This is a genomic window from Amycolatopsis sp. NPDC114504, from assembly GCF_055633595.1.
The window spans coordinates 1-22899 of sequence record NZ_JBVKDU010000003.1; the positions used below are offsets into that span (position 1 = coordinate 1).

At 70.1% G+C, this 22899-nt stretch carries 17 protein-coding genes; 14 read left to right on the top strand and 3 right to left on the bottom strand.

The window, feature by feature from the left end:
- The first annotated feature begins 423 nt into the window (after positions 1-423).
- The gene (locus ACZ7PG_RS21355; protein WP_470240836.1) at positions 424-1215 is read left to right on the top strand and encodes an alpha/beta fold hydrolase; all 792 of its coding nucleotides are present in this window, start codon (positions 424-426) and stop codon (positions 1213-1215) included.
- On the top strand, positions 1212-1970 hold the full coding sequence (locus tag ACZ7PG_RS21360; RefSeq protein ID WP_470240837.1) for an SDR family oxidoreductase: 759 nt from the start codon (positions 1212-1214) through the stop codon (positions 1968-1970). The genes ACZ7PG_RS21355 and ACZ7PG_RS21360 overlap by 4 nt, the downstream gene beginning before the upstream one ends.
- Here ACZ7PG_RS21360 and ACZ7PG_RS21365 read toward each other — a convergent pair.
- Positions 1955-3496: an IS1634 family transposase gene (locus ACZ7PG_RS21365; RefSeq protein ID WP_470240838.1), complete on the bottom strand. Its 1542-nt coding sequence runs from the start codon at positions 3494-3496 to the stop codon at positions 1955-1957. The genes ACZ7PG_RS21360 and ACZ7PG_RS21365 overlap by 16 nt on opposite strands.
- 153 nt (positions 3497-3649) lie before the next feature.
- Between ACZ7PG_RS21365 and ACZ7PG_RS21370 the strand changes: the two genes are divergently transcribed.
- The 5 genes from ACZ7PG_RS21370 (at position 3650) to ACZ7PG_RS21390 (ending at position 10352) form a co-directional block, all read left to right on the top strand.
- A complete protein-coding gene (locus tag ACZ7PG_RS21370; RefSeq protein WP_470240839.1) occupies positions 3650-6247 on the top strand; it encodes a bifunctional FO biosynthesis protein CofGH in 2598 nt (865 codons plus the stop codon).
- Positions 6248-6296: 49 nt separating this feature from the next.
- Entirely contained in the window at positions 6297-6830 is a 534-nt protein-coding gene (locus ACZ7PG_RS21375; protein WP_470240840.1) for a DUF4232 domain-containing protein, read from the top strand.
- A gap of 87 nt (positions 6831-6917) precedes the next feature.
- Entirely contained in the window at positions 6918-7775 is an 858-nt protein-coding gene (locus ACZ7PG_RS21380; protein WP_470240841.1) for a HalD/BesD family halogenase, read from the top strand.
- Positions 7776-7791: 16 nt separating this feature from the next.
- Complete coding sequence (locus ACZ7PG_RS21385) at positions 7792-8619, top strand: class I SAM-dependent methyltransferase (RefSeq protein ID WP_470240842.1); 828 nt, start codon at positions 7792-7794, stop codon at positions 8617-8619.
- Entirely contained in the window at positions 8616-10352 is a 1737-nt protein-coding gene (locus ACZ7PG_RS21390) for a choline/carnitine O-acyltransferase (RefSeq protein WP_470240843.1), read from the top strand. Before ACZ7PG_RS21385 ends, ACZ7PG_RS21390 begins: the two co-directional genes overlap by 4 nt.
- Here the strand turns inward: ACZ7PG_RS21390 and ACZ7PG_RS21395 are convergent.
- Together ACZ7PG_RS21395 and ACZ7PG_RS21400 are read right to left on the bottom strand one after the other, a co-directional pair.
- Positions 10338-11252, bottom strand: coding sequence for an alpha/beta hydrolase fold domain-containing protein (locus tag ACZ7PG_RS21395; protein ID WP_470240844.1), 915 nt, complete (start codon positions 11250-11252; stop codon positions 10338-10340). The two genes, ACZ7PG_RS21390 and ACZ7PG_RS21395, sit on opposite strands and share 15 nt — an antisense overlap.
- A complete protein-coding gene (locus tag ACZ7PG_RS21400) occupies positions 11249-12031 on the bottom strand; it encodes a class I SAM-dependent methyltransferase (protein ID WP_470240845.1) in 783 nt (260 codons plus the stop codon). Before ACZ7PG_RS21400 ends, ACZ7PG_RS21395 begins: the two co-directional genes overlap by 4 nt.
- Before the next feature lie 198 nt (positions 12032-12229).
- On the opposite strand from ACZ7PG_RS21400, the gene ACZ7PG_RS21405 reads away from it, so the two are divergent.
- The 7 genes from ACZ7PG_RS21405 (at position 12230) to ACZ7PG_RS21435 (ending at position 22845) form a co-directional block, all read left to right on the top strand.
- Positions 12230-14512: a discoidin domain-containing protein gene (locus ACZ7PG_RS21405; RefSeq protein WP_470240846.1), complete on the top strand. Its 2283-nt coding sequence runs from the start codon at positions 12230-12232 to the stop codon at positions 14510-14512.
- Between the two features lie 6 nt (positions 14513-14518).
- On the top strand, positions 14519-16699 hold the full coding sequence (locus ACZ7PG_RS21410; RefSeq protein ID WP_470240847.1) for a discoidin domain-containing protein: 2181 nt from the start codon (positions 14519-14521) through the stop codon (positions 16697-16699).
- Positions 16700-16785: 86 nt separating this feature from the next.
- Positions 16786-17793: a LacI family DNA-binding transcriptional regulator gene (locus ACZ7PG_RS21415; protein ID WP_470240848.1), complete on the top strand. Its 1008-nt coding sequence runs from the start codon at positions 16786-16788 to the stop codon at positions 17791-17793.
- A 238-nt stretch (positions 17794-18031) separates the two neighbouring features.
- A complete protein-coding gene (locus ACZ7PG_RS21420; RefSeq protein WP_470240849.1) occupies positions 18032-19408 on the top strand; it encodes an ABC transporter substrate-binding protein in 1377 nt (458 codons plus the stop codon).
- Complete coding sequence (locus ACZ7PG_RS21425) at positions 19386-20360, top strand: carbohydrate ABC transporter permease (protein WP_470240850.1); 975 nt, start codon at positions 19386-19388, stop codon at positions 20358-20360. Before ACZ7PG_RS21420 ends, ACZ7PG_RS21425 begins: the two co-directional genes overlap by 23 nt.
- Positions 20357-21226, top strand: a complete 870-nt coding sequence (locus ACZ7PG_RS21430; RefSeq protein WP_470240851.1) for a carbohydrate ABC transporter permease — start codon at positions 20357-20359, stop codon at positions 21224-21226. The genes ACZ7PG_RS21425 and ACZ7PG_RS21430 overlap by 4 nt, the downstream gene beginning before the upstream one ends.
- A gap of 41 nt (positions 21227-21267) precedes the next feature.
- Positions 21268-22845, top strand: a complete 1578-nt coding sequence (locus ACZ7PG_RS21435) for a glycoside hydrolase family 13 protein (protein WP_470240852.1) — start codon at positions 21268-21270, stop codon at positions 22843-22845.
- Positions 22846-22899 lie beyond the last annotated feature (54 nt).

A 22899-nucleotide genomic window follows, 5' to 3' on the forward strand; every position in this document is an offset into this window, starting at 1 on the left:
TACTCAATCATTCTCAAAGGAACCTCATACGAGGTTCTATATAAGCTCTACTGGCTTAGTTCACTAGCACACTGTTGAGTTCTCAAGCAACACACCTCGAGTCGCACCGCTTTCACGCGGCCTTACTCGAAGCGAGTATTCCTAGCAGTTTTTGGTGGGACACCCACTCAATCGCGGTGAGCGAGAGCTTGGTTCGTATCCCCGCCGCCCGGTTTCCCTGGCGACTTGGAGAACTTTACATGCCGAAAAAGGGCCCGAAACAGGGGGGTCCCTTAACAAGATCAGCGCAGGTCAGACCCCATGACGGAGCCCGCCTGAGGCCCAGTGTGCCCCGAACCGGCCGCGGGCGCCAGGGAAATGACATTGCTCCGAGTACATTGCACCGTATTGCACCGCGCCAAAGCTCCGCCTAGCGTCGGCCGCATGACCCTCGCCCACGACGACCTCGGCCCGAAGAACGGCCGGCCGGTCCTCCTCGTCCACGGCCACCCCTTCGACCGCTCGATGTGGCGTCCCCAGGCCGCGCACCTGGCCGGGCGCGGCCACCGCGTCGTGACCCCCGACCTCCGCGGCTACGGGGAGTCCCCCGGGCACGGCACCAAGACCACCCTCGACGTCTTCGCGAACGACCTCGTCGAGCTGGCCGACCACCTGGGGATGGAGCGCTTCGTCCTCGGCGGCCTCTCCATGGGCGGCCAGATCGTCATGGAGCTCGTCGCCCGCCACCCGGAACGGGTGACCGCCCTCGTCCTCGCCGACACCTTCCCCGGCCTCGACACCCCGGCGGCGAGGCAAGCCCGCATCGACACCGCCGCGAGGATCACCGAGGAAGGCATGGCGGACTACGCCGACGAGCTCCTCCCCAAGATGATCTCGAAGCAGACCCGCGCGGCCAGGCCAGACGTCGAAGCGCACGTCCGCGGGATGATGCGCAACGCACCCGAGAAGGGAGCCGCGGCCGCGCTCAGGAGACGCGCCGAGCGCCCCGACTACACCGGAGGACTGAAGAACATCTCCGTGCCGACCCTGGTCGTCGTCGGCAGCGAGGACGAGTTCACGCCGGTCGCCGACGCCGAGCTGATCCACCGCGAGATCGCAGCTTCGACCCTGGTGGTCGTCGAGGGCGCGGGCCACCTGCCTAACCTGGAATGCGAGACCGAGTTCAACCAGGCACTCGACACGTTCCTGACGAGCAGCAGCGGAGCCACGCCATGACCCAGCAGACCGTGTTCGTGACCGGCGCCAGCGCCGGCTTCGGTGACGCCATCGCGCGCCGGTTCGTCGCCGAGGGCGCCCGGGTGATCGCCGTCGCCCGCAGCGAGGACAAGCTCGAGAAGCTGGCCGGCGAGCTCGGTGACGCCGTCCTCGCCGTCAAGCTCGACGTCAGCGACACCGAAGCGGTCAAAACCACCATCGAAGGCCTCCCCGCGGACTGGCGCGAGGTGGACGTCCTGGTCAACAACGCCGGCCTGGCGAAGGGCCTCGAGCCCGCGCAGCGCGCCGACCTCCAGGACTGGGACGAGATGATCGCGACCAACGTCCGCGGCCTCGCCCACGTCACGCGCGCGCTGCTACCCGGGATGGTCGAGCGCGGCCGCGGCCACGTGATCAACATCGGCTCGATCGCCGGCACCTACCCCTACCCCGGCGGCAATGTCTACGGCGCGACCAAGGCGTTCGTCCACCAGTTCAGCCTCAACCTGCGCAGCGACCTGCACGGCACCGGCGTCCGCGTGACGAACGTCGAGCCCGGGATGGTCGGCGGCACGGACTTCTCGAAGGTCCGCTTCGACGGCGACCAGGAGAAGGCGGACAAGGTCTACCAGGGCACCACGCCGCTGACCGCGGACGACGTCGCGGAGTCCGTCTTCTGGGCGGCGAACCAGCCGAAGCACGTGAACATCAACGTCATCGAGCTGATGCCCGTGGTCCAGAGCTTCTCCGCGCTGCAGATCTACCGGGAGTCCTGAAACAGCGAGAAGAGCGCCTGCTGGGCCGGGTCCCGCTCGGTCGGCAGGCGCTTCGTCCGCGGCCGCCCGCCGGTGGACGGGTAGCGCAGCACCAGCTCGCCGATGCCCGCGAGCTGATCGAGCAGCTCGCGCACGGACAGGTTCATCCCGGCCCGGTCGGCCTCGCGCCGCATCAGGTGCGTCACGGTCGCCGCGAGCACCGACACGAGCCCGTGCGCGGCGATCCGCTGCCGCGTCCACTCCCAGCGCGGGGTCGGCCCGGTCACGGCCGGGCCGGTGAGCCAGCGGAACGTGGATTCGAGGTGGGTCCGCGCGCGGTACGCCGTGACGACGTCCCCGATCGGCCAGTCCCGGTCGGTGACCAGCACCTGCTTGCCGAAGAACTCCTCGTCGAGGCGGGCGACGGCGGCGGTGTCGATCCGCCGTTCCAGCCGGATCTCGCCGGGTTTCGTGCCGCTCAGCACCGCCGTCAGCACGCGCTCGACGCGCCGGCCGCGGGTGACGCGGCCGATCTCGGCGTGCACCTGGGCACGGTCGCCGCGGTGGGTGCCGGCGGCGAGGGCTTCGGCCAGTCCGTCGAGCTCGCGGGTCGCGGTGGCCAGCTCGTCGGCGAACGCGCGGGACTGGGCCGCGTGCAGCGTCGCCGAATGCGTGAGGATCACCCGCCGCCGGACGCCGTCGACGACGGCGTGCGTGTCCAGCGCGGTGAGGCCGGCGAACCGTTCGGGGTCGACGCGCTTGCGGGCGGACGCGGGCTGCGTCAGCAGCTCGGGGTGGTCGGGCAGCGGCAGCGAGCCGACGAAGCCGCTGCGGGAGCCCAGGTCGAGCTGGGCCGCCTGGCCGGTGTGGAAGATCAGCGTCGCCGGGCCCAGCTCCGCGGTCAGCGAGGCGAACGTCGGGGAGTCGTCACGCCGGTAGAGCCGGGACGCCAGCGGGATGGCGCCGTCGCGGGTCACCCGCAGGCCCGCGCCCGCCAGCACCTCCCGGCAGGCCGAGGGCAGCGTGCAGTCCGCGGGCGCGAACACCGCGAACTGCGGGACGTCCACGGCGAGGGCCGCGTGGTCGTCGAGCGTGGCCAGGACCGCCTCGGCGACGGTTTCCTCGATGCGCTCCAGACGGTCCGGGGTCAGCCGGTCCAGTGCCCGCCAGTAACCGTCCATCGAGGTCACCTTCGGCCGGACGAGATCGGCCACGGCGCAGTCCGCCCACCACTCGCCGATCGGCAAGCCGGGCGCGGTCGCGCGGTGCAGCACCGCGATCGCCAGCGTGGCGCCCAGGCTGGGCTTGGCGCGCACGACGTCGTCGACGCGGCGGACGAAGTCGAGCCGCTCGAGGGTCGCCCACACCGCGGCGACGTCGCCGTACGTCCGGTACGAAGCCGACGCGGGTTCGCCGCCCGGGACGGCGCGCGCGATCTCCTCGGCGGTCCCGAGATAGCGCTGGGTCACCACCCGCGGCTTGCCGTCGACCCGGGCGGACTCCGCCAGGTAGTAGTACGTCCGTCCGCCGATCTTCTTCCCGACCACCGATGCCACCCTTTAGGTAATACACGCCGGCGCACTGATCGACAACCAGCCGAGCATCCTGACCTGCGACGACGATCACGCGCACCGATCGGGTCAGAGAGGTGCGGAACGCACACTGGCTGGTCCCGCGAGGACGGTCCTAGCGTGGGTGGAATGGGACCCGAACCCGACGCCACCGCCCCGACCACCTCCGCGATGCGCCGCGCGCTCGCCCGGGCGCGTGACGGGAAGACACTGGACGTTGCCGAAGCGAGCGTCCTGCTGCACGCCCGCGGCGACGACCTCACCACGCTTTCCGAGTACGCCTCCCGCATCCGCGACGCGGGCCTGGCCGAGGCCGGCCGCGCCGGCGTCATCACCTACAGCCGCAAGGTGTTCATCCCGCTGACCCGGCTCTGCCGCGACCGCTGCGGCTACTGCACGTTCGTCACGGTGCCGGGCCGGCTCGAATCGCCGTTCCTGTCCCCGGACGAGGTCCTCGACATCGCCCGCAAGGGCGCGGAGATGGGCTGCAAGGAAGCCCTCTTCACCCTCGGCGACCGGCCCGAGGACCGCTGGAAGGCCGCCCGCGACTGGCTGGACGCGCACGGCTACGACGACACGCTCTCCTACGTCCGCGCGATGGCGATCCGGGTGCTGGAGGAGACCGGCCTGCTGCCGCACCTCAACCCGGGCGTGCTGTCCTGGCAGGACTTCCAGCGCCTCAAGCCGGTCGCGCCGTCGATGGGCATGATGCTGGAGACCACCGCGACCCGGTTGTGGAGCGAGAAGGGCGGGCCGCACTACGGGTCACCCGACAAGGATCCCGCGGTCCGGCTGAGGGTCCTCGAAGACGCAGGCCGCAGCAGCGTCCCGTTCACCACCGGTGTCCTGATCGGCATCGGCGAGACGTTCGAGGAGCGCGCCGACGCGCTGTTCGAGATCCGCAAGATCGCCAAGACCTACGGTGGCATCCAGGAAGTCATCGTCCAGAACTTCCGGGCCAAGCCGGACACGAAGATGCGCGCGACGCCGGACGCCGACCTCGAAGAGCTGGCCGCGAACATCGCCGTGGCGCGGCTCGTGCTCGGCCCGAAGATGCGCATCCAGGCGCCGCCGAACCTGATCGGGCGCCAGTACGACCTGATGATCCGCGCCGGCATCGACGACTGGGGCGGCGTCTCGCCGCTGACCCCGGACCACGTCAACCCGGAACGCGCGTGGCCGCAGATCGACGAGCTGGCCCGCCGCACCGGGGAAGCCGGTTTCGACCTCAAGGAACGGCTCACGATCTACCCGGAGTACGTCAACGCCGGCGAGCCGTGGCTGGACCCGCGGATCACCCGGCACGTCGCCGCGCTCGTCGACGCCAAGACCGGGATGGCCCGCGAAGGCGCGATGCCGGTCGGCATCCCGTGGCAGGAGCCGGACGGCGGCTGGCAGGAGTCCGGGCGCACCGACCTGCACACCGAGATCGACACCACCGGCCGCACCGAGGACCGCCGCAGCGACTTCGACTCCGTCTACGGGGACTGGAAGGAGATCGGCGACCGGATCAAGACCGGGCCGCAGAAGTTCGACTCCACCGTGCTGGAAGCCTTGCGCAGCGCGGAAAAGGACCCCGCCGGGCTGTCCGACGACGCCGCGCTCGCGCTGCTGTCCGCCGACGGCAAGGAACTGGACGCGTTCACGAAGCTGGCCGACGACCTGCGCCGCGAGACGGTCGGCGACGACGTCACGTTCGTCGTCACGCGGAACATCAACTTCACCAACGTCTGCTACACGGGTTGCCGCTTCTGCGCCTTCGCCCAGCGTCGCACCGACGCCGACGCGTACACGCTCTCGCTGGAGCAGGTCGGCGACCGCGTCGACGAGGCGTGGGCCGCCGGCGCGACCGAGATCTGCATGCAGGGCGGGATCCACCCGGACCTGCCGGGCACCGCGTACTTCGACCTCGCGGCCGAGGTCAAGCGCCGGCAGCCGGAGATCCACCTGCACTCCTACAGCCCGATGGAGGTCGTGAACGGCGCTTCACGCACCAACCTGTCGCTGAAGGACTGGCTCATCAAGGCCAAGGAAGCCGGCGTCGACTCCCTGCCGGGTACGGCCGCGGAGATCCTCGACGACGACGTCCGCTGGGTGCTCACCAAGGGCAAGCTGCCGACGTCGGAGTGGATCAAGGTTGTCACCACGGCGCACGAGATCGGGCTGCCGACGACGTCCACGATGATGTACGGCCACGTCGACACTCCCGCGCACTGGGTCGCGCACCTGAAGCTGCTCGCGAAGCTGCAGCGCGAAGGCCTGGAGAAGCACGGGCGACGCGGGTTCAGCGAGTTCGTGCTGCTGCCGTTCATCCACCAGAGCTCGCCGATCTACCTCGCCGGCCTCGCCCGCCCGGGCGCGACGCAGAACGAGAACCGCGCGGTGCACGCGCTGGCCCGGCTGCTGCTGCACGGGATGATCGACAACATCCAGAGCTCCTGGGTGAAGCTCGGCACCGAGGGCAGCCGCGCGGTGCTGCAGGGCGGCGTCAACGACATCGGCGGCACGCTGATGGAGGAGACGATCAGCCGGATGGCCGGCGCGTCGAACGGGTCGTACAAGACGATCAGCGACATGCGCGAGATGGTCGAACCCCTGGGCCGCCCGCTCGTGCAGCGCACCACGGGTTACGGCCGGCCGTCGGCCGAGCGGATCGCCGCGGCGGAGGCTTCGGACGGCGTCGCGACCGCGGTCCGCAAGCCGCTGCTTCCCCTGCTCACGCCGTAAAAGCGGTAGCGGGCGCCCGGCTCCGGGGCGCCCGCTACTCTTCCGGTCCATGGGGGTTTCTCGCTTCGCACCACTTCTCTTCGTCGCGCTTCTCGCCGGTTGCAGCACTCCGCCGCCACCACCACCGGCCCCGACACCCACGGCGACGCCGAGCCCGACGTACGCGCCGCCGCCGTCGGCCGGACTGTCGCTTTCGGTCGGTCAGGTCGAGGCCGGCCTCGGGCACCGCGCGAGCGTCCTGACGCTGACCAACCGGGACACCACACCGCGGAAGGTCACCGGCTACCCGGACCTGAAGATCCTCGCGGGCGACGGTTCGTCGCTCGAGGTGAAGGTCGAGCACGGGACGTCGTACTTCGCGCGGGACCTCGGTCCGCAGGACCTGACCGTCCAACCGGGTGAGAAGGTCGTCGCGGTGCTCGCGTGGTCGGCCACCGTCACCGATGGCGACAAGCGCTCCGGCGCGGCGATCTCGGTGGTGCCCGTTCCCGGCGAGCCCGCGCAGGCGCAGCCGCTGGACACCGACCTCGGCACCACGGACACCGTCACCGTCAGCTCGTGGGCCACCGAGGTCGGCGCGTGATGACCTTGTGTCACCGATCACAAACCGACAGTTGACCAGCCGGACTCTGTGCTAACTCTGTTCCTTCACCCGCCGGAAGGGACCTCGATGAGCACCTCCGTAGCGCCACTGGAAATGGTCGACACCGACCGCTACCCGCTCACCGATCCGGACAGTCCCGCGTGGCGCGTGACCGTCGACCGCACCCGCGCGGACCTGGCCGACGTCGGCTGCAGCGTGCTCGCCGACTTCATCCGCCCGGAACTGCACGACGTTCTCCGCGCGGAGTGCGCGGCGCTCGAACCGCACGCGTACACGAAGATCGAAAAGGTCAACGCGTACAACACCGCGATCGACGAGCCGCTGCCCGACGACCACCCGGGCCGGACGATCATGGAGCGCGGCAACGCCTTCGTCGCGCGTGACCGCGTCCCGGCGTCGTCGCTGATCAGCCGGCTCTACACGAGCCCGCTGTTCCAGCGGTTCGTCGCCGACTGCTTCGGCCTGCCGGAGCTGCACGAGCTCGCCGACCCGCTGTCCGGGCTGACGCTCAACGTGATCGCGCCCGGCCGCGCGCACCCGTGGCACTTCGACACGAACTCCTACACCGTCAGCATGCTGACGCAGGCCGCGGACGACGGCGGAACCTTCGAATACTGCCCGGGCATCCGGTCGGCGACCGACGAAAACTTCCCGGCCGTCCGGGCCGTGCTCGACGGCGAAAGCACCCGTCCGGCCCAGCGCCTGAGCCTCCGTCCGGGCGATCTGCAGCTCTTTCAAGGGCGCTTCGCCTTGCACCGGGTCAGTACGGTGAGGGGCGAGGTCGCGCGTCACTCGGCGATCTTCGCCTACAGCGAGCGCCCGGGGGTCATCGGCAGCGCGGAGCGGACCAGGCAGTTGTTCGGCCGGGTCCTGCCGGCGCACCTGGCCGGGCGCACCGACCGGGGCGACGAGCTGCTCGACTAGATCAGGAGCCTGGCCTGTGCCTTTCGACTCGACCGGCAAGATCTCGTTCGACCACATCTACACCGCACCCGACCCGCGGCCGTTCTTCGGCACGCTGCGTCGCGTCGGCTACGAAATCCCCCAGCTCGCGAAGCCGTACTTCGCGACGCTGATCGGCGAACACCCCGCCGACCAGCCGACCGTGCTCGACGTCGGCTGCTCGTACGGCGTGAACGCCGCGCTCCGCCGCTGCGACGCCACGATGGACGACCTCTACGCGCACTACACCGCCCCGGACGTGCTGGCGCTGAACCACGCGGGGCTGATCGAGGCCGACCGGGCCCTGATCACCGGCTCGGGCGGCGCCAAGTTCTTCGGCCTCGACGCGGCGGCGCCGGCGCTCGAGTACGCGCTTTCCGCCGGGTTCCTCGACGAGGCGATCCACGCGGACTTCGAAAGCGACGACCCGGACAGCACCCAGCGGAAGCTGCTCGACGACGTCGACCTGGTGATCTCGACCGGCTGCGTCGGCTACGTCACCGAGAAGACGCTCGCCCGGATCGCCCGGGGCTCGCGGCCGTGGATGGCGCACTTCGTGCTGCGGATGTTCTCCTACGAGCCGGTGGCCGACAGCCTGGCCGGGCTCGGGTACGAGACCGCGCAGGTGCCGGGCGTGTTCCGGCAGCGGCGGTTCGCCTCCGCCGAAGAGCGGACGCAGATCCTCGACACCCTCGACGCCGCCGGGGTCGACCCGGCCGGCGTGGAGTCCGACGGCTGGCTCTACGCGCAGCTGTATGTTTCCCGCCCTGAAGGCGCGGCCGCGGAACTCGCGGCCGTGCTCGCCACTTCCCAGCAAGAAGGATGACCGTGAGCAGTCCGGATTGGTCCACCCGCACCTTCGGCAACGAGGACCGGCTCCCCCGCGTCCCCGTCCCTGCGCTGGAGGACAGCGGCCGCCGCTTCCTCGAGTGGTGCGCGCCGCTGCTGACGCCGGACGAGCTGGCCGAGACCGAAGCGGCCGTCGCGGAGTTCCTGGCCGGCCCCGGGCCGGAGCTGCAGGCCGCGCTCGAGGAGTACGACCGTTCGCCGGGCGTGCACAGCTGGCTCGACACGTTCTGGCCGTACCGCTACCTCGGCCGCCGCGACCGGATCGCGCTCAACGCCAACTTCTTCTTCCTGTTCCAGGACTCCCCGCTGGGCCAGGTGGAGCGCGCGGCCGAGCTGGCCGCGTCCGCCGTGGACTACAAGCTGAAGCTCGACGACGAGCTGCTGCCGCCGGTGCTCGTGCGCGGCGTGCCGCAGTCGATGGTGCAGCACAAGTACCTGTTCTCGGCGACGCGCATCCCGGGCGAGCTGCTCGACACCGCGCGCACGCGGTTCCCGTCGCCCGAGCGGCACATCGTGGTGTTCCACCGCGACACGCCGTTCCGGCTCGACGTCATCGCCGAGGACGGCCGCCCGTACTCGCCCGAGCAGATCGCCGACGGCCTGCGGGCGATCCTCAAGGACGACCACGTCACCGACGTCCCCGTCGGGCACTTCACGACGAAGGCGCGTGCGGAATGGGCGGTCACCCGTAAGGCACTGCTCGACGCGGGCAACGCTCCGGCACTCGAGACCATCGAGACGGCGTTGTTCTGCCTGTGCTTGGACGACTTCACGCCGTCCGACGCCCTGGAAGCGAGTGACCGGCTGCTGCACGGCGACAACCGCTGGTACGACAAGGCCGTGTCGCTCATCGTGTTCGAGGACGGCACCGCGGGGATCAACGTCGAGCACTGCGAACTCGACGGCACCACGATCCTCGGCCTCACCGACGCGCTGCTGAGCGGCTCGCGGGAAACCCGGGAAAGCGCCGAGGGCGTCCCCGGCCACGAGGTCGTCGAGTTCACGCTGACCGACGCTCTGCGCGAAGACGCCCAGGCCGCGGGAGCTGCCTTCCGGGCGTACGCGGACGCGACGGCGACGCAGACCGTGTCGTTCGACTTCGGCGCCAACCGGGCGAAAGAACTGAAGATGTCGCCGGACGCCTTCGCGCAGATGGCGTACCAGCTGGCGCACCGCCGGGCGAAGGGCCTCACGGGCGCGACGTACGAGTCGATCGCCACCCGGCAGTTCCGGAACGGCCGCACCGAGGCGATGCGGGTCGTGACGCCGGAGGTCGTGCGCTTCGCCGACGTCCTGACCTCCGACGCCTCCGTGGAAGAGAAGCGTTCAGCGTTTCGCGCGGCGGCCGCGAAGCACGTCTCGCGGGCGAAGGAGTGTCAGGCCGGCGACGCGCCGGAGCAGCACCTGTGGGAGCTGCAGCTGATCGGGAAGCGCCGGGGCGACCCCGAGGTCGCGGCGCTGTACAGCTCGCCGGGCTGGGTCAAGACGCGCGACGACTACCTGAGCACCAGCTCGGCGCCGTCGGTCAACATCCAGTACTTCGGGTTCGGTTCGACGAGCCCGCAGTGCATCGGCATCGCGTACGTGCTGCTGCCGGACCGCTGGAACATCTACCTCAGCACGCCGAAGCACGTCTCGGCCGAGATGTACCGCTTCGCCGACGAACTGGCTGTCGCGGTGCGGGAGCTGCAGGAGCTACTGGCCGAGTAGGCGCCGCAACCAGGTCAGCCGGGCTGCGCGCGCGGCCCGGCTGACCCGCGCTTCCGGGGCCAGCGAGTCGAAGCCGTGGAAGCCGCCGGGCCAGACGTGCAGCTCGGCTTCGCCGCCCGCCTGCCAGAGCCGGCTCGCGTAGGCGACGACCTCGTCGCGAAACGTCTCCGCCGTGCCGACGTCCAGGAACGCCGGTGGCAGGCCGGAAAGGTCGGTGGCGCGGGCCGCGGCGGCGTAGGGCGGGACGTCGTCGAGGTCGCCCAGGTACGCCGTCCAGCCGACGGCGTTGGCCGTGCGGTCCCAGAGGCCGCGTCCGTCGAGGTCGACCGCCGAGGGCGTGTCGTTGCGGTCGTCGAGCATCGGGCAGAGCAGCAGCTGCCCGGCGACTTCCGGTCCGCCGCGGTCGCGGGCGAGCAGCGCCGTGGCCGCCGCGAGCCCGCCGCCCGCGCTGATGCCGCCGAGCACCACCGGGCCGGCGTGGTGCTCGACCGTCCACAAGAGACCGGCGTAGCAGTCTTCGACCGGTACCGGGTAAGGGTGTTCGGGCGCGAGCCGGTAGCCCGGCGAGACGATCGTCAGGTCGAGGCCGCCCGCCCAGTCCAGCAGGTTCGGCACGTCCTGGCCGAGGTGGCTGCCGACGATCGTGCCGCCGCCGTGCACGTAGTACAGGACCCCCGCGCTCGACGCCGGCGTCATGACCAGCAGCGGAACGTCCCCCGCGTACTCCTCGGCGACCTTGTGCGCCGGGTACGCGGCGGCCAGCTCTTCCACGGTCCGGTGCTCGGCGGCGTTCAGCTCACGACGGCCGGGGATGTCGTCGAGCGAAGCCAGCGGCGGGCGCAGCGCCCGCAGGGTTTCGACGACCGGCGCCAGCTCCGGGTCGAACGGCGGCGGCGTCATCCCGTCGGGTCCGAGACGACGAGGACCAGCGAGCCTTCGAACGTCTGCTGCTCGCGCAGGCGGCCGTAGCGGCGTTCCCACGTGCCGTCGTCGAGGTCGTGCTGCAGCTCGGCGGCGAACCGGTGGTGCACGCGGTCGTCGACGAAGCTCCACGCCGAGCACGACAGCCGCGCGCCCGGGTCGAGCAGGCGCTCCGGGCGGGCGTAGTAGGCCTCGTTGAAGCCGTCGGTGCAGTCGATCGGGATGGGCACGGGGACGATCGACGTGTGGCCGCCGAGCCCGTCGGCGATGTCGTCGACCGACGGGTAGCGCCGCGCTTCGGTCTCGATCACCTCGGGCGCGTAGTCGAGCAGCCAGAACCGCCGCAGCAGAGCCGGGTCGCAGGTCAGGATGGCGATCGGGCCGCGGGTGACGCGGCGCAGCTCCTTCAGCCCGGTCCACAGGTCGTTCCACTGGTGGACGCTGAACGTGCTCATCGCGCCCTCGAACGCCCGGTCCGGGAACGGCAGCTTCTCGGCCACGGCGTCGACCGCGGGCGGCAGGTCCGCCGGGCGCTGCGCGCGCATCGACGCGGACGGCTCGACCGCGGTCACTTCCCGGTCTTCGGGTTCGTAGGCGCCGGCGCCCGCGCCGACGTTGAGCACGGTCCGCGCGTCCCCCAGCGCGTCGAGGATGTACTGGCCGATGCGGGGATCCGGCTTGCGGTAGTCGGTGTAGACCCCGCCGATCGCGCCGTAGTCCGCGTCCCCGGCGCTGCCGTCCGCACGTCGCTGGCTCATGACTGAAAACTATCAGCGCCTCCCCACCGCCGAGGCGTTGCTCCGCCGGGCGTAAGCGGACGTCGGACATCCGGCGCAGTCGTCAATTCCTGTCGCAAAGTTGCGTAAGTTAGTCCAACTATTGCGATTTCTTGTCCGAGATTCGTATGATCCGGATCACAGAGGTCCCCACCTGCTGCGGAAAGGCCAGTGCCGCCCATGTCTCCCAGCTCTGTCTTCAGCGCGCCCGAAAAAGCCCCGGATCGCCTCCGGGCCAAGAGATTCGGTGCTCTCGCCGCCGCCGTGACCGTCGCGGCCGGCCTGACGATCGCCGCCGTTCCCGCCGGCGGGTCGGCCCTCGCGGCCGGCCGCGGTGCGAGCGTGCCCTTCCTCGAACAAGAGGCGGAGAACGCCGCCACGAACGGCTCGGTCATCGGCCCGAACCGCAACGCGGGCACACTCGCCGGCGAGGCGTCCGGCCGCAAAGCCGTGACGCTGTCCGGCCAGGGCCAGTACGTCGAGTTCACGCTCACCGCCGCGGCGAACTCGATCGACTTCCGCTACAGCGTCCCGGATTCGGTGAACGGCACGATCTCGCTGTACGTCGGCGGCGCGCACAACCGCGACGTCCCGCTGACGTCGAAGTGGGCTTGGTACTACGGCTCGTACCCGTTCACCAACAACCCGGGTGACGGCCACGCGCACCACTTCTACGACGAGACCCGCGCGCTGCTCGGCACGTCGTACCCGGCCGGCACGAAGATCAAGCTGCAGGTCGACGCGGGCGACGTCCCGGCGACGATCGACCTCGCGGACTTCGAGCAGGTCGGCGGGGCGGCCACGCGGCCGGCGAACTCGGTGTCCGTCACCGACTACGGCGCCACGGCCGGTGACACGAGCGACGACGCTTCGGCGTTCGACTCGGCTGTCGCGGCCGCTCGCAGCCAGGGCAAGGAGGTCTGGATCCCGTCCGGCACCTTCACGCTCGGGCACCACATCACCGTCGACCAGGTGACGATCCGCGGCGCCGGCCCGTGGTACTCGGTGCTGACCGGCCCACGCGCCGGGATCTTCGGCAAGGGCGAACCGGCCAGCTGCGGGACGTCGACGTACCCCGGCAACGGCGCGGTCCCGGGCACGAGCAGCGCCGTGAAGCTGTACGACTTCGCGATCATCGGCCAGGTCGACGCCCGTGTCGACTGCGACCAGTCGAACGCCATCGGGGGCGCGCTGGGCGGCGGCTCGGTCGTGCAGAACCTGTGGCTGCAGCACACGAAGGTCGGACTGTGGCTGGACGGGCCGTTCGACGGGCTCACCGTGTCCGGCAACCGGATCCTCGACCAGACCGCCGACGGGCTGAACCTGCACCAGGGCATCAGCAACGTCACCGTGACGAACAACTTCCTGCGCAACACCGGCGACGACGGCCTGGCGATGTGGTCCGAGCACGACGCCGACCACCACAACACGTTCTCGTTCAACACCGTCCTGCTGCCGATCCTCGCCAACAACATCGCGATCTACGGCGGGCACGACAACACCGTCGCCGACAACGTCGTGGCCGACAACCAGGACCAGGGCGGCGGCATCCACATCGCCAACCGGTTCAGCGCGGTGCCACTGGCCGGCACGACGACCGTCGCGCGCAACACCGCGATCCGCACCGGCGTGCTCGACTCGAACTGGCAGTTCGGCGTCGGCGCGTTGTGGTTCGACGGCCGCGACTCGGCGATCACCGGCCGCGTCGACGTCACCGACCTCGACCTGCAGGACAACAACTACGAGGCGATCCAGTTCATCGACAGCGCGACGACCGACGTGCACTTCACCAACGTCCGGATCACCGGGGCGGGCACGTTCGCGTGGCAGATCCAGGCCAAGCCGACGGGGTCGGTGAAGAACGTCGTCGCGACCGGCGTCGGGCGGGCCGGCGTCTACAACTGCATGGGCGCGGACGCGATGGCCGGGCTGGCCGACCAGGGTGGCAACTCCGGCTGGTCGACGACGTTCTGCGGTTCTTGGCCGACGCCGGTGTACGGCTCGGACAACGGCGGCACGACAACCACGCCGCCGACCACTACCCCGCCGACCACCACTCCCACCCAGCCGAGCGGGAACCTGGCGCTGCACAAGGCGATCAGCGCGTCCGGCTCCCAGGGCGGCTTCCCGCCGGCCAACGCGGTCGACGGCGACGCGAACTCTTACTGGGAGAGCGCGAACAACGCGTTCCCGCAGACGCTGACCGTCGACTTCGGCAGCACGGTTTCGGTGTCGCGGCTGGTGCTGAAGCTGCCGCCGTCCTCGGCGTGGGGTACGCGCACCCAGACGATCGCCGTCGACGGCGTCAAGGCCGCGGCGGGCTACACGTTCAACCCCGCGTCGGGGAACACCGCGACCATCACGTTCCCGGCGACGTCCGCGCGCACCCTGCGGCTGACCTTCACCGGCAACACCGGCTGGCCCGCCGGGCAGCTGTCCGAACTCGAAGCCTATTCATCCTGAGAGGTGATGACGATGTCCCGCATCCCGGCTCTCCTCGCCGTCGCGCTCGCCGCGTCCGGCCTGGCGGTGCTGTCCGGCAGCACTCCGGCCGCGGCCGCCACCTGCCCGACGACGGCGTCCGGCGGCGCGAGCGTGCCGTTCCGGACCGTCGAAGCCGAGTGTTCCGCCACGAACGGCTCGGCCGTCGGCCCTGACTACACGCAGGCTTCGATCGCCTCGGAGGCCTCCGGGCGGCAGGCCGTGCGGATCACGACCGGCCAGTACGTCGAGTTCACGCTGCCCGCGGCGGCGAACTCGATCAACGTCCACTACAACCTGCCGGACGGCTCGTCCGGGCGGCTTTCGGTGACGGTCAACGGGTCCAAGCTCGCGCTGCCCGTGACGTCGCGCTACACCTATGTGGACACCGGCTTCATCACGGGCTCGAAGACGCACCACTTCTTCGACGACGCCCGCCTGCTGCTCGGGCAGAACTTGGCGGCGGGCGCGAAGGTCCGGGTCTCGGCCGACTCCGGTGACGTCGGGCAGGCGACCATCGACCTCGCCGACTTCGAGCAGGTCGGCGGCGCGGGCACGAAACCGTCGGCCGCGTTGTCGGTGACCGACTACGGTGCCACGGCGAATGACTCGTCCGACGACTCGCAGGCGTTCCGCAACGCCCTTTCGGCGGCGCGCTCGCAGGGTCGCGAGGTGTGGGTGCCGTCCGGGCGGTTCGAGATCGGGTCGGCGCTGCAGATCGACCAGACGACCGTCCGCGGCGCCGGTCAGTGGTACACGGTGTTGCACGGCAACAACATCTTCAACAACGGCAGCGCGTCCGGGAACATCAAGCTGCACGACTTCGCGGTGTTCGGCGACGTCACCGAGCGCAACGACGGCAGCCCGGACAACGCGTTCCACGGCGTCCTCGGGAACGGCTCGGTCGTCAGCGGCCTGTGGATCCAGGACACGAAGTGCGGGCTGTGGCTGATGAACGGCGCGTCGTCCAACCTCACCATCGAGAACAACCGCATCCTGGACACGCAGGCCGACGGCGTGAACTTCGACGGCGCGGTGACGAACTCGACGTTGCGCAACAACTACCTGCGCAACAACGGCGACGACGGACTCGCGCTGTGGTCCAACGGCCAGGCCGACTCGGGCAACTCGCTGATCGACAACACCGTCGTGCAGCCGAACCTGGCCAACGGCATCGCGCTGTACGGTGGCTCGAACAACACGGTGAGCGGGAACCTCGTCCAGGACACGAACGCGCTCGGCGGCGGGTACCTGGTGGCGAACCGGTTCAACTCGGTGCCGCTCGGCGGCACGGTGACGCTGGCGAACAACACGGCGCTGCGAGCCGGGGCGCTCGACCCGAACTGGCAGTTCGGCGTCGGGGCGCTGTGGTTCGACGCGCGCGACCAGGCGATCACCGGCGTCACGATCCGCGTCACCGGGTTCACCGCGATCCAGAGCCCGTACGAGGCGATCCAGTTCATCGACGGCGACGGGCAGGGCAAGCAGATCCAGGGCATCACGATCGACGGCGTCTCGGTGCAGGGCGCCGGGACGTTCGTGGCGCAGTCGCAGACGCAGGGGTCGGTGTCGATCAGCAACCTGACGGCGTCCGGCGTCGGCGTGACCGGGACGTACAACTGCCCGTACCCGACGTCGATCCCGCGGATGACGTTCGGCGGGTCGGGCAACAACGGCTGGACGGGCACCTGGAGTGACTGTTCGACGTGGCCCGCGCCGAACTCGGGGCCGCCGCAGCCGCCCACGTCCGGCAGCAACCTCGCGCGGGGGAAGGCGATCAGCGCGTCGGCGTCGGTCGGTGGGTTCCCGCCGTCGAACGCGGTGGACGGGGACGCCGGCTCGTACTGGGAGAGCGCGAACAACGCGTTCCCGCAGACGCTGACGGTGGACCTGGGCGCAGCGGCGTCGATCAACAAGGTGACGCTGAAGCTGCCGCCGTCGTCGGCGTGGGGCGCGCGGACGCAGACGGTGACGATCTCCGGCAGCCAGGACGGCGGCTCGTACACAACGCTGGTGGGTTCGCGCGGCTACGCGTTCGACCCGGCTTCCGGCAACACGGCGTCCGCTTCTTTCACGGCGACGTCCCAGCGTTTCGTGCGGCTGACGTTCACCGGCAACACGGGCTGGCCCGCGGGTCAGGTGTCCGAGTTCGAAGTGGCGGCTTCGTAGCCGGTCACCCGGCGAGCCCGTACCGGTCCCCGGGACCGGTACGGGCTTGTCATACTTTTGCGCCCGGTTGCTGTAAAGTTTCACTCATGACGCGTCGTCTTGCCGAAGTCGCCCGCCAGGTCGGGGTCAGCGAAGCCACGGTCAGCCGGGTGCTCAACGGCCGGTCCGGGGTGTCCGCGAGCACCCGGGCCGCCGTGCTCACCGCGCTGGACGTGATGGGCTACGAACGCCCCACCCAGCTGCGCGGCGAGCGGGCCCGCCTGGTCGGGCTGGTGCTGCCGGAGCTGCAGAACCCCATCTTCCCCGCGCTGGCCGAGATCATGGGCAACGCCCTCGCGCAGCAGGGGTTCACGCCGGTGCTGTGCACGCGGACCGCGGGCGGGGTGTCGGAGGCGGAGTACGTCGAGCTGCTCCTGCAGCAGCAGGTGTCGGGCGTGGTGTTCGCCGGCGGGCTGTACGCGCAGGCGGACGCGATCCACTCGCACTACCACCACCTCGTCGAGCGGCGGCTCCCGACGGTGCTCATCAACGCGGCGGTCGACCACCTCGGCCTGCCCCAGGTGTCGTGCGACGACGCGGTGGCGGTCGAGCAGGTCGTCGGGCACCTGAGTTCGCTCGGGCACGAGAAGATCGGGCTGGTCCTGGGGCCGTCGGACCACGTGCCGTCCCAGCGCAAGCTCGAGGCGTTCCAGTCGTACGCGGCGAAGCTCGGGTTGCCGGTACTGGACGAGCTGGTGGAGCACGGCATGTTCTCGATCGAGGGCGGCCACGCGGCGGCGGCCAGGCTGTACCCCCGCGGCGCGACGGCGGTGTTGTGCGCGAGCGACCTGCTGGCCCTGGGCGCGGTGCGCGCGGCGCGTCGGCAGGGGTTGTCGGTGCCGGAGGACATTTCGGTGGTCGGCTACGACGACTCGGCCCTGATGAACTGCACCGACCCGCCCCTGACGACCACCCGCCAGCCGATCGAGGCAATGGGCCGCGCGGTGGTGGAGCTGCTGGTGAAGCGCATCAACGGCGGCGAGGTGGCGGCCGAGGAGCTGCTGTTCGCGCCGGAGCTGGTGGTCCGGGGCTCCACGGCCCGCCGCACCGCCTGAGGCAGGCCCAAGAGGGCGCGGCGACTCCGGTCGTCGCGCCCTTTTTCGCGCCCGCGGGTCGCCCGAGGTGAGCGACGGGTTCGAAACCCGTCGCTCACCTCGCACTGGCGCTCACCAACCACTCGCGGCCTGTTCGTAACTTGCAACTTCTCGTCGCCTTATTGCGTCGATCTGCTCTCACACTTTAGAGTGACCGCAATCACGTGACAGCCGTCGCGACCCCGAGAAGAGGCTTGAGATGAGCAGTCCCTGGTCCCGGACCGTGTCCCGCCGCACGTTGTGCCTGATAGCCGCGGGAGGTCTGGCACTCTCGCTGGCCGCCTGTGGCGATGGGGACACCGCCGCCCAGACCGGCGGCAAGGTGAAGATCACGGTCACCGGCCAGCCGCCGACCAGCCAGCCGTTCGAGCGCAGCGTGTTCGACGCCGACGTCAAGGAGTTCGAGGCCGCCCACCCGAACATCCAGATCGAGCCCCACGAGGGGTTCATGGACCCGAAGACGTTCTCCGCGAAGCTCGCCGGCGGGCAGCTCGAGGACGTCTACTACGTCTACTTCACCGACCCCGCGCAGATCATCGCGCGCCGTCAAGCCGCCGACATCACGGAAGCCGCGAAGAGCGTTCCGCACATCAACGACATCAAGCCGGAACTGCTCGACAACTTCCGTGACGCGAACGGCAAGCTCTACGGCCTGCCGACCATGAACTACACGATGGGCCTGGTCTACAGCCGTCCGCTGTTCCAGAAGGCCGGGCTCGACCCCGACAAGCCGCCGACCACCTGGGACGAGGTCCGCGCGGACGCGAAGAAGATCGCCGCGCTGGGCAACGGCGTCGTCGGGTATGCCGACTACAGCAAGAACAACCAGGGCGGCTGGCACATGACCGGCTGGATGTACTCGATGGGCGGCGACATCGCCCGCAAGGACGGCGACAAGTGGGTCGCCGACTTCGACAACGAGAAGGGCAAGCAGGCCCTGCAGTACCTGCACGACATGCGCTGGACCGACAACTCCATGGGCGCCAAGCAGCTCCTGGAAGCCACGGACGTCCAGCGCATGATGGGCGCCGGCCAGCTCGGCATGTACATGGCCGCTCCGGACAACGTCCCGGTGCTCGTCAAGCAGTTCAACGGCAAGTACGAGGACTACGGCATCGCCGGCATGCCCGGCGGCCAGGGCACGCTCCTCGGCGGCGAGGGCTACATGATCAACCCGAAGGCCTCGCCGGACAAGGTCAAGGCCGGCCTCGAGTGGATCCAGTGGAAGTACCTCAACCCGGACCGCTTCGAGAAGCACATCCAGCAGTACGTCGACGGCAAGCAGCCGGTCGGCCTGCCCGCGGAGCCCACGCCGGACGTCTGGACGGGCTCGGTCCGCGAGCAGCAGCTGGCCCTGAAGGCCAAGTTCGCGAACGTCCCCGCGAAGAACTACCAGTCCTATGTGGACACGACCAGCAAGATCAAGGGCAGCATCGAGCCGCCGGGCGCGCAGCAGATCTACGCCGCGCTCGACAGCGTGATGCAGGCGGTCCTCACCGACCAGAACGCGAACCTCGACCAGCAGCTGTCGTCCGCGTCCTCGAAGGTCAACAGTGTCCTCGCCCAGGTCAAGTAGCCTCCTCGCCTGGCCCGCGACGTCTTCGTCGCGGGCCAGGCGGCCGGTCGCCTCGCCGGAAGAACGCCGCCGCACCGGCCTCAAGCGCAAGCTCAAGGAGAACCTCACCGCGTACGGCCTGCTCTGCGCCGCGCTCGTGGTGTTCGCGCTCTTCTCCTGGTACCCGATCGTGCGCGGCGTGCTGCTGAGCTTCCAGCAGGTCGACTTCGTCAACGCGCCGACGTGGGTCGGGTTCGACAACTTCCAGCGCCTGTTCGACGACCCGCTGTTCGGCGTCGCCTGGCGCAACACGCTGCTGTTCACCGGGCTGGCGCTGGTCTTCGGCTTCGCCGTCCCGTTCCTCACGGCCGTGCTGCTCAACGAGATCCGGCACGCGAAGGCGTTCTTCCGGCTCGCCGTCTACCTGCCGGTGATGCTGCCGCCGGTCGTGACGGCGCTGATGTGGAAGTGGTTCTACGACCCGGGTCCCGGCCTGTTCAACTCCGCGCTCGGCGCGGTGGGCCTGCCCGGCGGCCAGTGGCTCGACTCGTCCACCACCGCGATGCTCTCCCTGGTCTTCGTCTCGACATGGGCCAACATGGGCAGCACCACGCTCATCTACCTGGCCGCGCTCGGCACGATCCCCGGCGAGCTGTACGAAGCAGCGGAGCTCGACGGCGCCGGGCTGTGGAAGCGGTTGCGGCACGTGACGTTCCCGCAGACGCGGTTCGTGCTGCTGGTGCTCCTGCTGCTGCAGATCGTCGCGACCATGCAGGTGTTCACCGAGCCGTACGTGATGACCGGCGGCGGGCCGGACGACTCGACGGTCACCGTGCTCCTGCTGCTCTATCGCTACGCCTTCGTCTACAACGACTTCGGCTCGGCGAGCGCGATGAGCCTGCTGCTCTTCATCGCACTCGGCGTGTTCTCGGCGTGGTACGTCCGGCTGACGCGGAAGGCGGACCAGTCATGAGGACCCTCGTTTCGCCCGGCGCGTTGCGCAGCCCGCGCGGCAAAGTCGTCTACGGCGTCGTCTTCGCGTGCACGCTCGCGGTGTTCGTCCTGGCCTTCATGTTCCCGCTCTACTGGGTGATCACCGGCGCGATGAAGTCCCCGCAAGAGCTGGCGCAGACACCGGCGACGCTCGTCCCGTACGAGTGGCACCCGGAGACCTTCGCCGACGCCTGGAGCCAGCTGAGCCTGGGCAAGTACTTCCTCAACACGCTCGTCGTCGCCGGTGGCGCGTGGCTGGTGCAGCTGGCCATCGACGTCCCGGCCGCCTTCGCGCTGTCGAAGCTGCGGCCGAAGTTCGGCAACGTCGTGCTCGGGTTGATGCTGGCCACGCTGATGCTGCCGGCCACGGCATTGCTCGTGCCGACGTACGTGACGGTGACGGACCTGCCGCTGCTGCACCTCAACCTGATCAACTCGCCGACCGCGGTCTGGCTGCCCGCGGCGGCGAACGCGTTCAACATCTACCTGCTGAAGCGGTTCTTCGACCAGATCCCGGACGAGCTGATCGAGGCGGCGCGCATCGACGGCGCCGGGCCGGTGCGCACGCTCTGGCGGATCATCCTGCCGATCTCGCGGCCGATCCTGGCCGTGGTGTCGATCCTCGCGGTGGTCACCGCGTGGAAGGACTTCATCTGGCCGCTGCTGGTGTTCCCGGACACCGAAAAGCAGACGCTCTCGGTGATGCTGCAACGGGTGGCGATCGACATGCCGCTCAACGTGCTCGTCGCCGGGATGGTGCTGGCCAGCCTGCCGATGGTGGCGCTGTTCCTGGCGTTCCAGCGGCAGATCCTCGCCGGGCTGACCGCCGGCGCCGTCAAGGGCTGAGCCGCACCCGGGGTTTCCACAACGACTAGGAGGGCACTTTCGTGACCGACAAGACCGGCTGGTGGCGGAGCGCGGCGATCTACCAGGTCTACATCCGCAGCTTCGCGGACGGCAACGGCGACGGCATCGGCGACCTCGCCGGCGTCCGCGCCCGGCTGGACCACCTGGCCGACCTGGGGATCGACGCGATCTGGTTCACCCCGTGGTACCCCTCGCCGATGGACGACGGCGGCTACGACGTCGCCGACTTCCGCGACATCGAGCCGCTCTTCGGCACGCTCGCCGAGGCGGAGGACCTGATCGCCGAGGCGCACGCGCGCGGCATCCGGGTGATCATCGACATCGTGCCCAACCACTGCTCCGACGAGCACCGGTGGTTCCAGGCCGCGCTGGAGGCGGGCCCGGGATCGCCGGAGCGGCAACGGTTCTGGTTCCGGCCCGGCCGCGGACCGGACGGCGCCGAGCCGCCGAACAACTGGAAGTCGCGCTTCGGCGGGTCCGCGTGGACGCGCGTCGGAGACGGCGAGTGGTACCTGCACCTCTACAGCTCGCGCCAGCCCGACTTCAACTGGGACAACCCGGAGATCCGCACGGAGTTCGAGGACGTGCTGCGGTTCTGGTTCGACCGCGGGGTGGACGGCTTCCGCATCGACGTCGCCGACGGGCTCGTGAAGGACCCGCGGCTGCCCGACGTCGACGAGGGCGACGAGACGCCGTTCTCCGACATGGAGGGCCTGCACGAGATCTACCGGTCGTGGCGCAAGATCGCCGACAGCTACGCGGGCGAGCGCGTGCTGGTCGGCGAGATGTGGCTGCCGGACATGTCCCGCGCGGCGCGCTACCTGCGCCGCGACGAGCTGCACTCGGCGTTCAACTTCGACTTCCTGGTGTGCCCGTGGGACTCCGCGCGCTTCCGGGACGTCATCTCCCGGACGTTGCGCGCGCACGACGAGGTCGGCGCGCCGGCCGCGTGGGTTTTGTCGAACCACGACGTCACGCGGCACGTCACGCGTTACGGCCGCCAGGGTGACACGGGGTTCAGCTTCGCGAACCGGCTGCACGAGCTGCCGGTGGACCTCGAGCTGGGCACCCGGCGGGCCAGGGCGGCGGCGCTGCTGACGCTGGCGCTGCCCGGCGGCCTGTACGTCTACCAGGGCGAGGAGCTGGGGCTGTGGGAGATCCTGGACATCGCCGACGACCTGCGCCAGGACCCGGTGTGGGCCCGCACGAACGGCACCGACCCGGGCCGCGACGGCTGCCGCGTGCCGATCCCGTGGTCCGGCGACGAACCGCCGTTCGGCTTCGGGTCCGGGGACGCGTGGCTGCCCCAGCCGGCGGAGTGGAAGGCCTACACGGCGGAAGTGGAGGCGGCGGACCCGGCGTCGATGCTCTCGCTGTACCGCGACGGCCTGCGCCTGCGGCGGGACCTCCCGGCGGGTGAGCTGGAGTGGCTCTCCCTCGGCGCCGACGTGCTGGCGTTCCGGATCGGGACGGAGTTCACGTTCGCGCTGAACTTCTCGGCCGCACCGGTGCCCCTGCCATCGGGTGAGGTGCTGCTGGCCAGCGGGCCGGTCGACGCGCAGCTGCCCACGGACACCGCCGTCTGGCTCCGCTCCTGAAACGCACCGGAGGCCGTCGCCGAGCGGACTCGGCGGCGGCCTCCGGTGGATCAA

Coding starts and splice junctions, on each gene's coding strand:
- ACZ7PG_RS21395 (WP_470240844.1), bottom strand. CDS start 11,252: ATGACGCCGCCGCCGTTCGACCCGGAGCTGGCGCCGGTCGTCGAAACC.
- ACZ7PG_RS21405 (WP_470240846.1), top strand. CDS start 12,230: ATGTCTCCCAGCTCTGTCTTCAGCGCGCCCGAAAAAGCCCCGGATCGC.
- ACZ7PG_RS21400 (WP_470240845.1), bottom strand. CDS start 12,031: ATGAGCCAGCGACGTGCGGACGGCAGCGCCGGGGACGCGGACTACGGC.
- ACZ7PG_RS21360 (WP_470240837.1), top strand. CDS start 1,212: ATGACCCAGCAGACCGTGTTCGTGACCGGCGCCAGCGCCGGCTTCGGT.
- ACZ7PG_RS21355 (WP_470240836.1), top strand. CDS start 424: ATGACCCTCGCCCACGACGACCTCGGCCCGAAGAACGGCCGGCCGGTC.
- ACZ7PG_RS21390 (WP_470240843.1), top strand. CDS start 8,616: ATGACCGTGAGCAGTCCGGATTGGTCCACCCGCACCTTCGGCAACGAG.
- ACZ7PG_RS21380 (WP_470240841.1), top strand. CDS start 6,918: ATGAGCACCTCCGTAGCGCCACTGGAAATGGTCGACACCGACCGCTAC.
- ACZ7PG_RS21370 (WP_470240839.1), top strand. CDS start 3,650: ATGGGACCCGAACCCGACGCCACCGCCCCGACCACCTCCGCGATGCGC.
- ACZ7PG_RS21410 (WP_470240847.1), top strand. CDS start 14,519: ATGACGATGTCCCGCATCCCGGCTCTCCTCGCCGTCGCGCTCGCCGCG.
- ACZ7PG_RS21430 (WP_470240851.1), top strand. CDS start 20,357: ATGAGGACCCTCGTTTCGCCCGGCGCGTTGCGCAGCCCGCGCGGCAAA.
- ACZ7PG_RS21415 (WP_470240848.1), top strand. CDS start 16,786: ATGACGCGTCGTCTTGCCGAAGTCGCCCGCCAGGTCGGGGTCAGCGAA.
- ACZ7PG_RS21375 (WP_470240840.1), top strand. CDS start 6,297: ATGGGGGTTTCTCGCTTCGCACCACTTCTCTTCGTCGCGCTTCTCGCC.
- ACZ7PG_RS21420 (WP_470240849.1), top strand. CDS start 18,032: ATGAGCAGTCCCTGGTCCCGGACCGTGTCCCGCCGCACGTTGTGCCTG.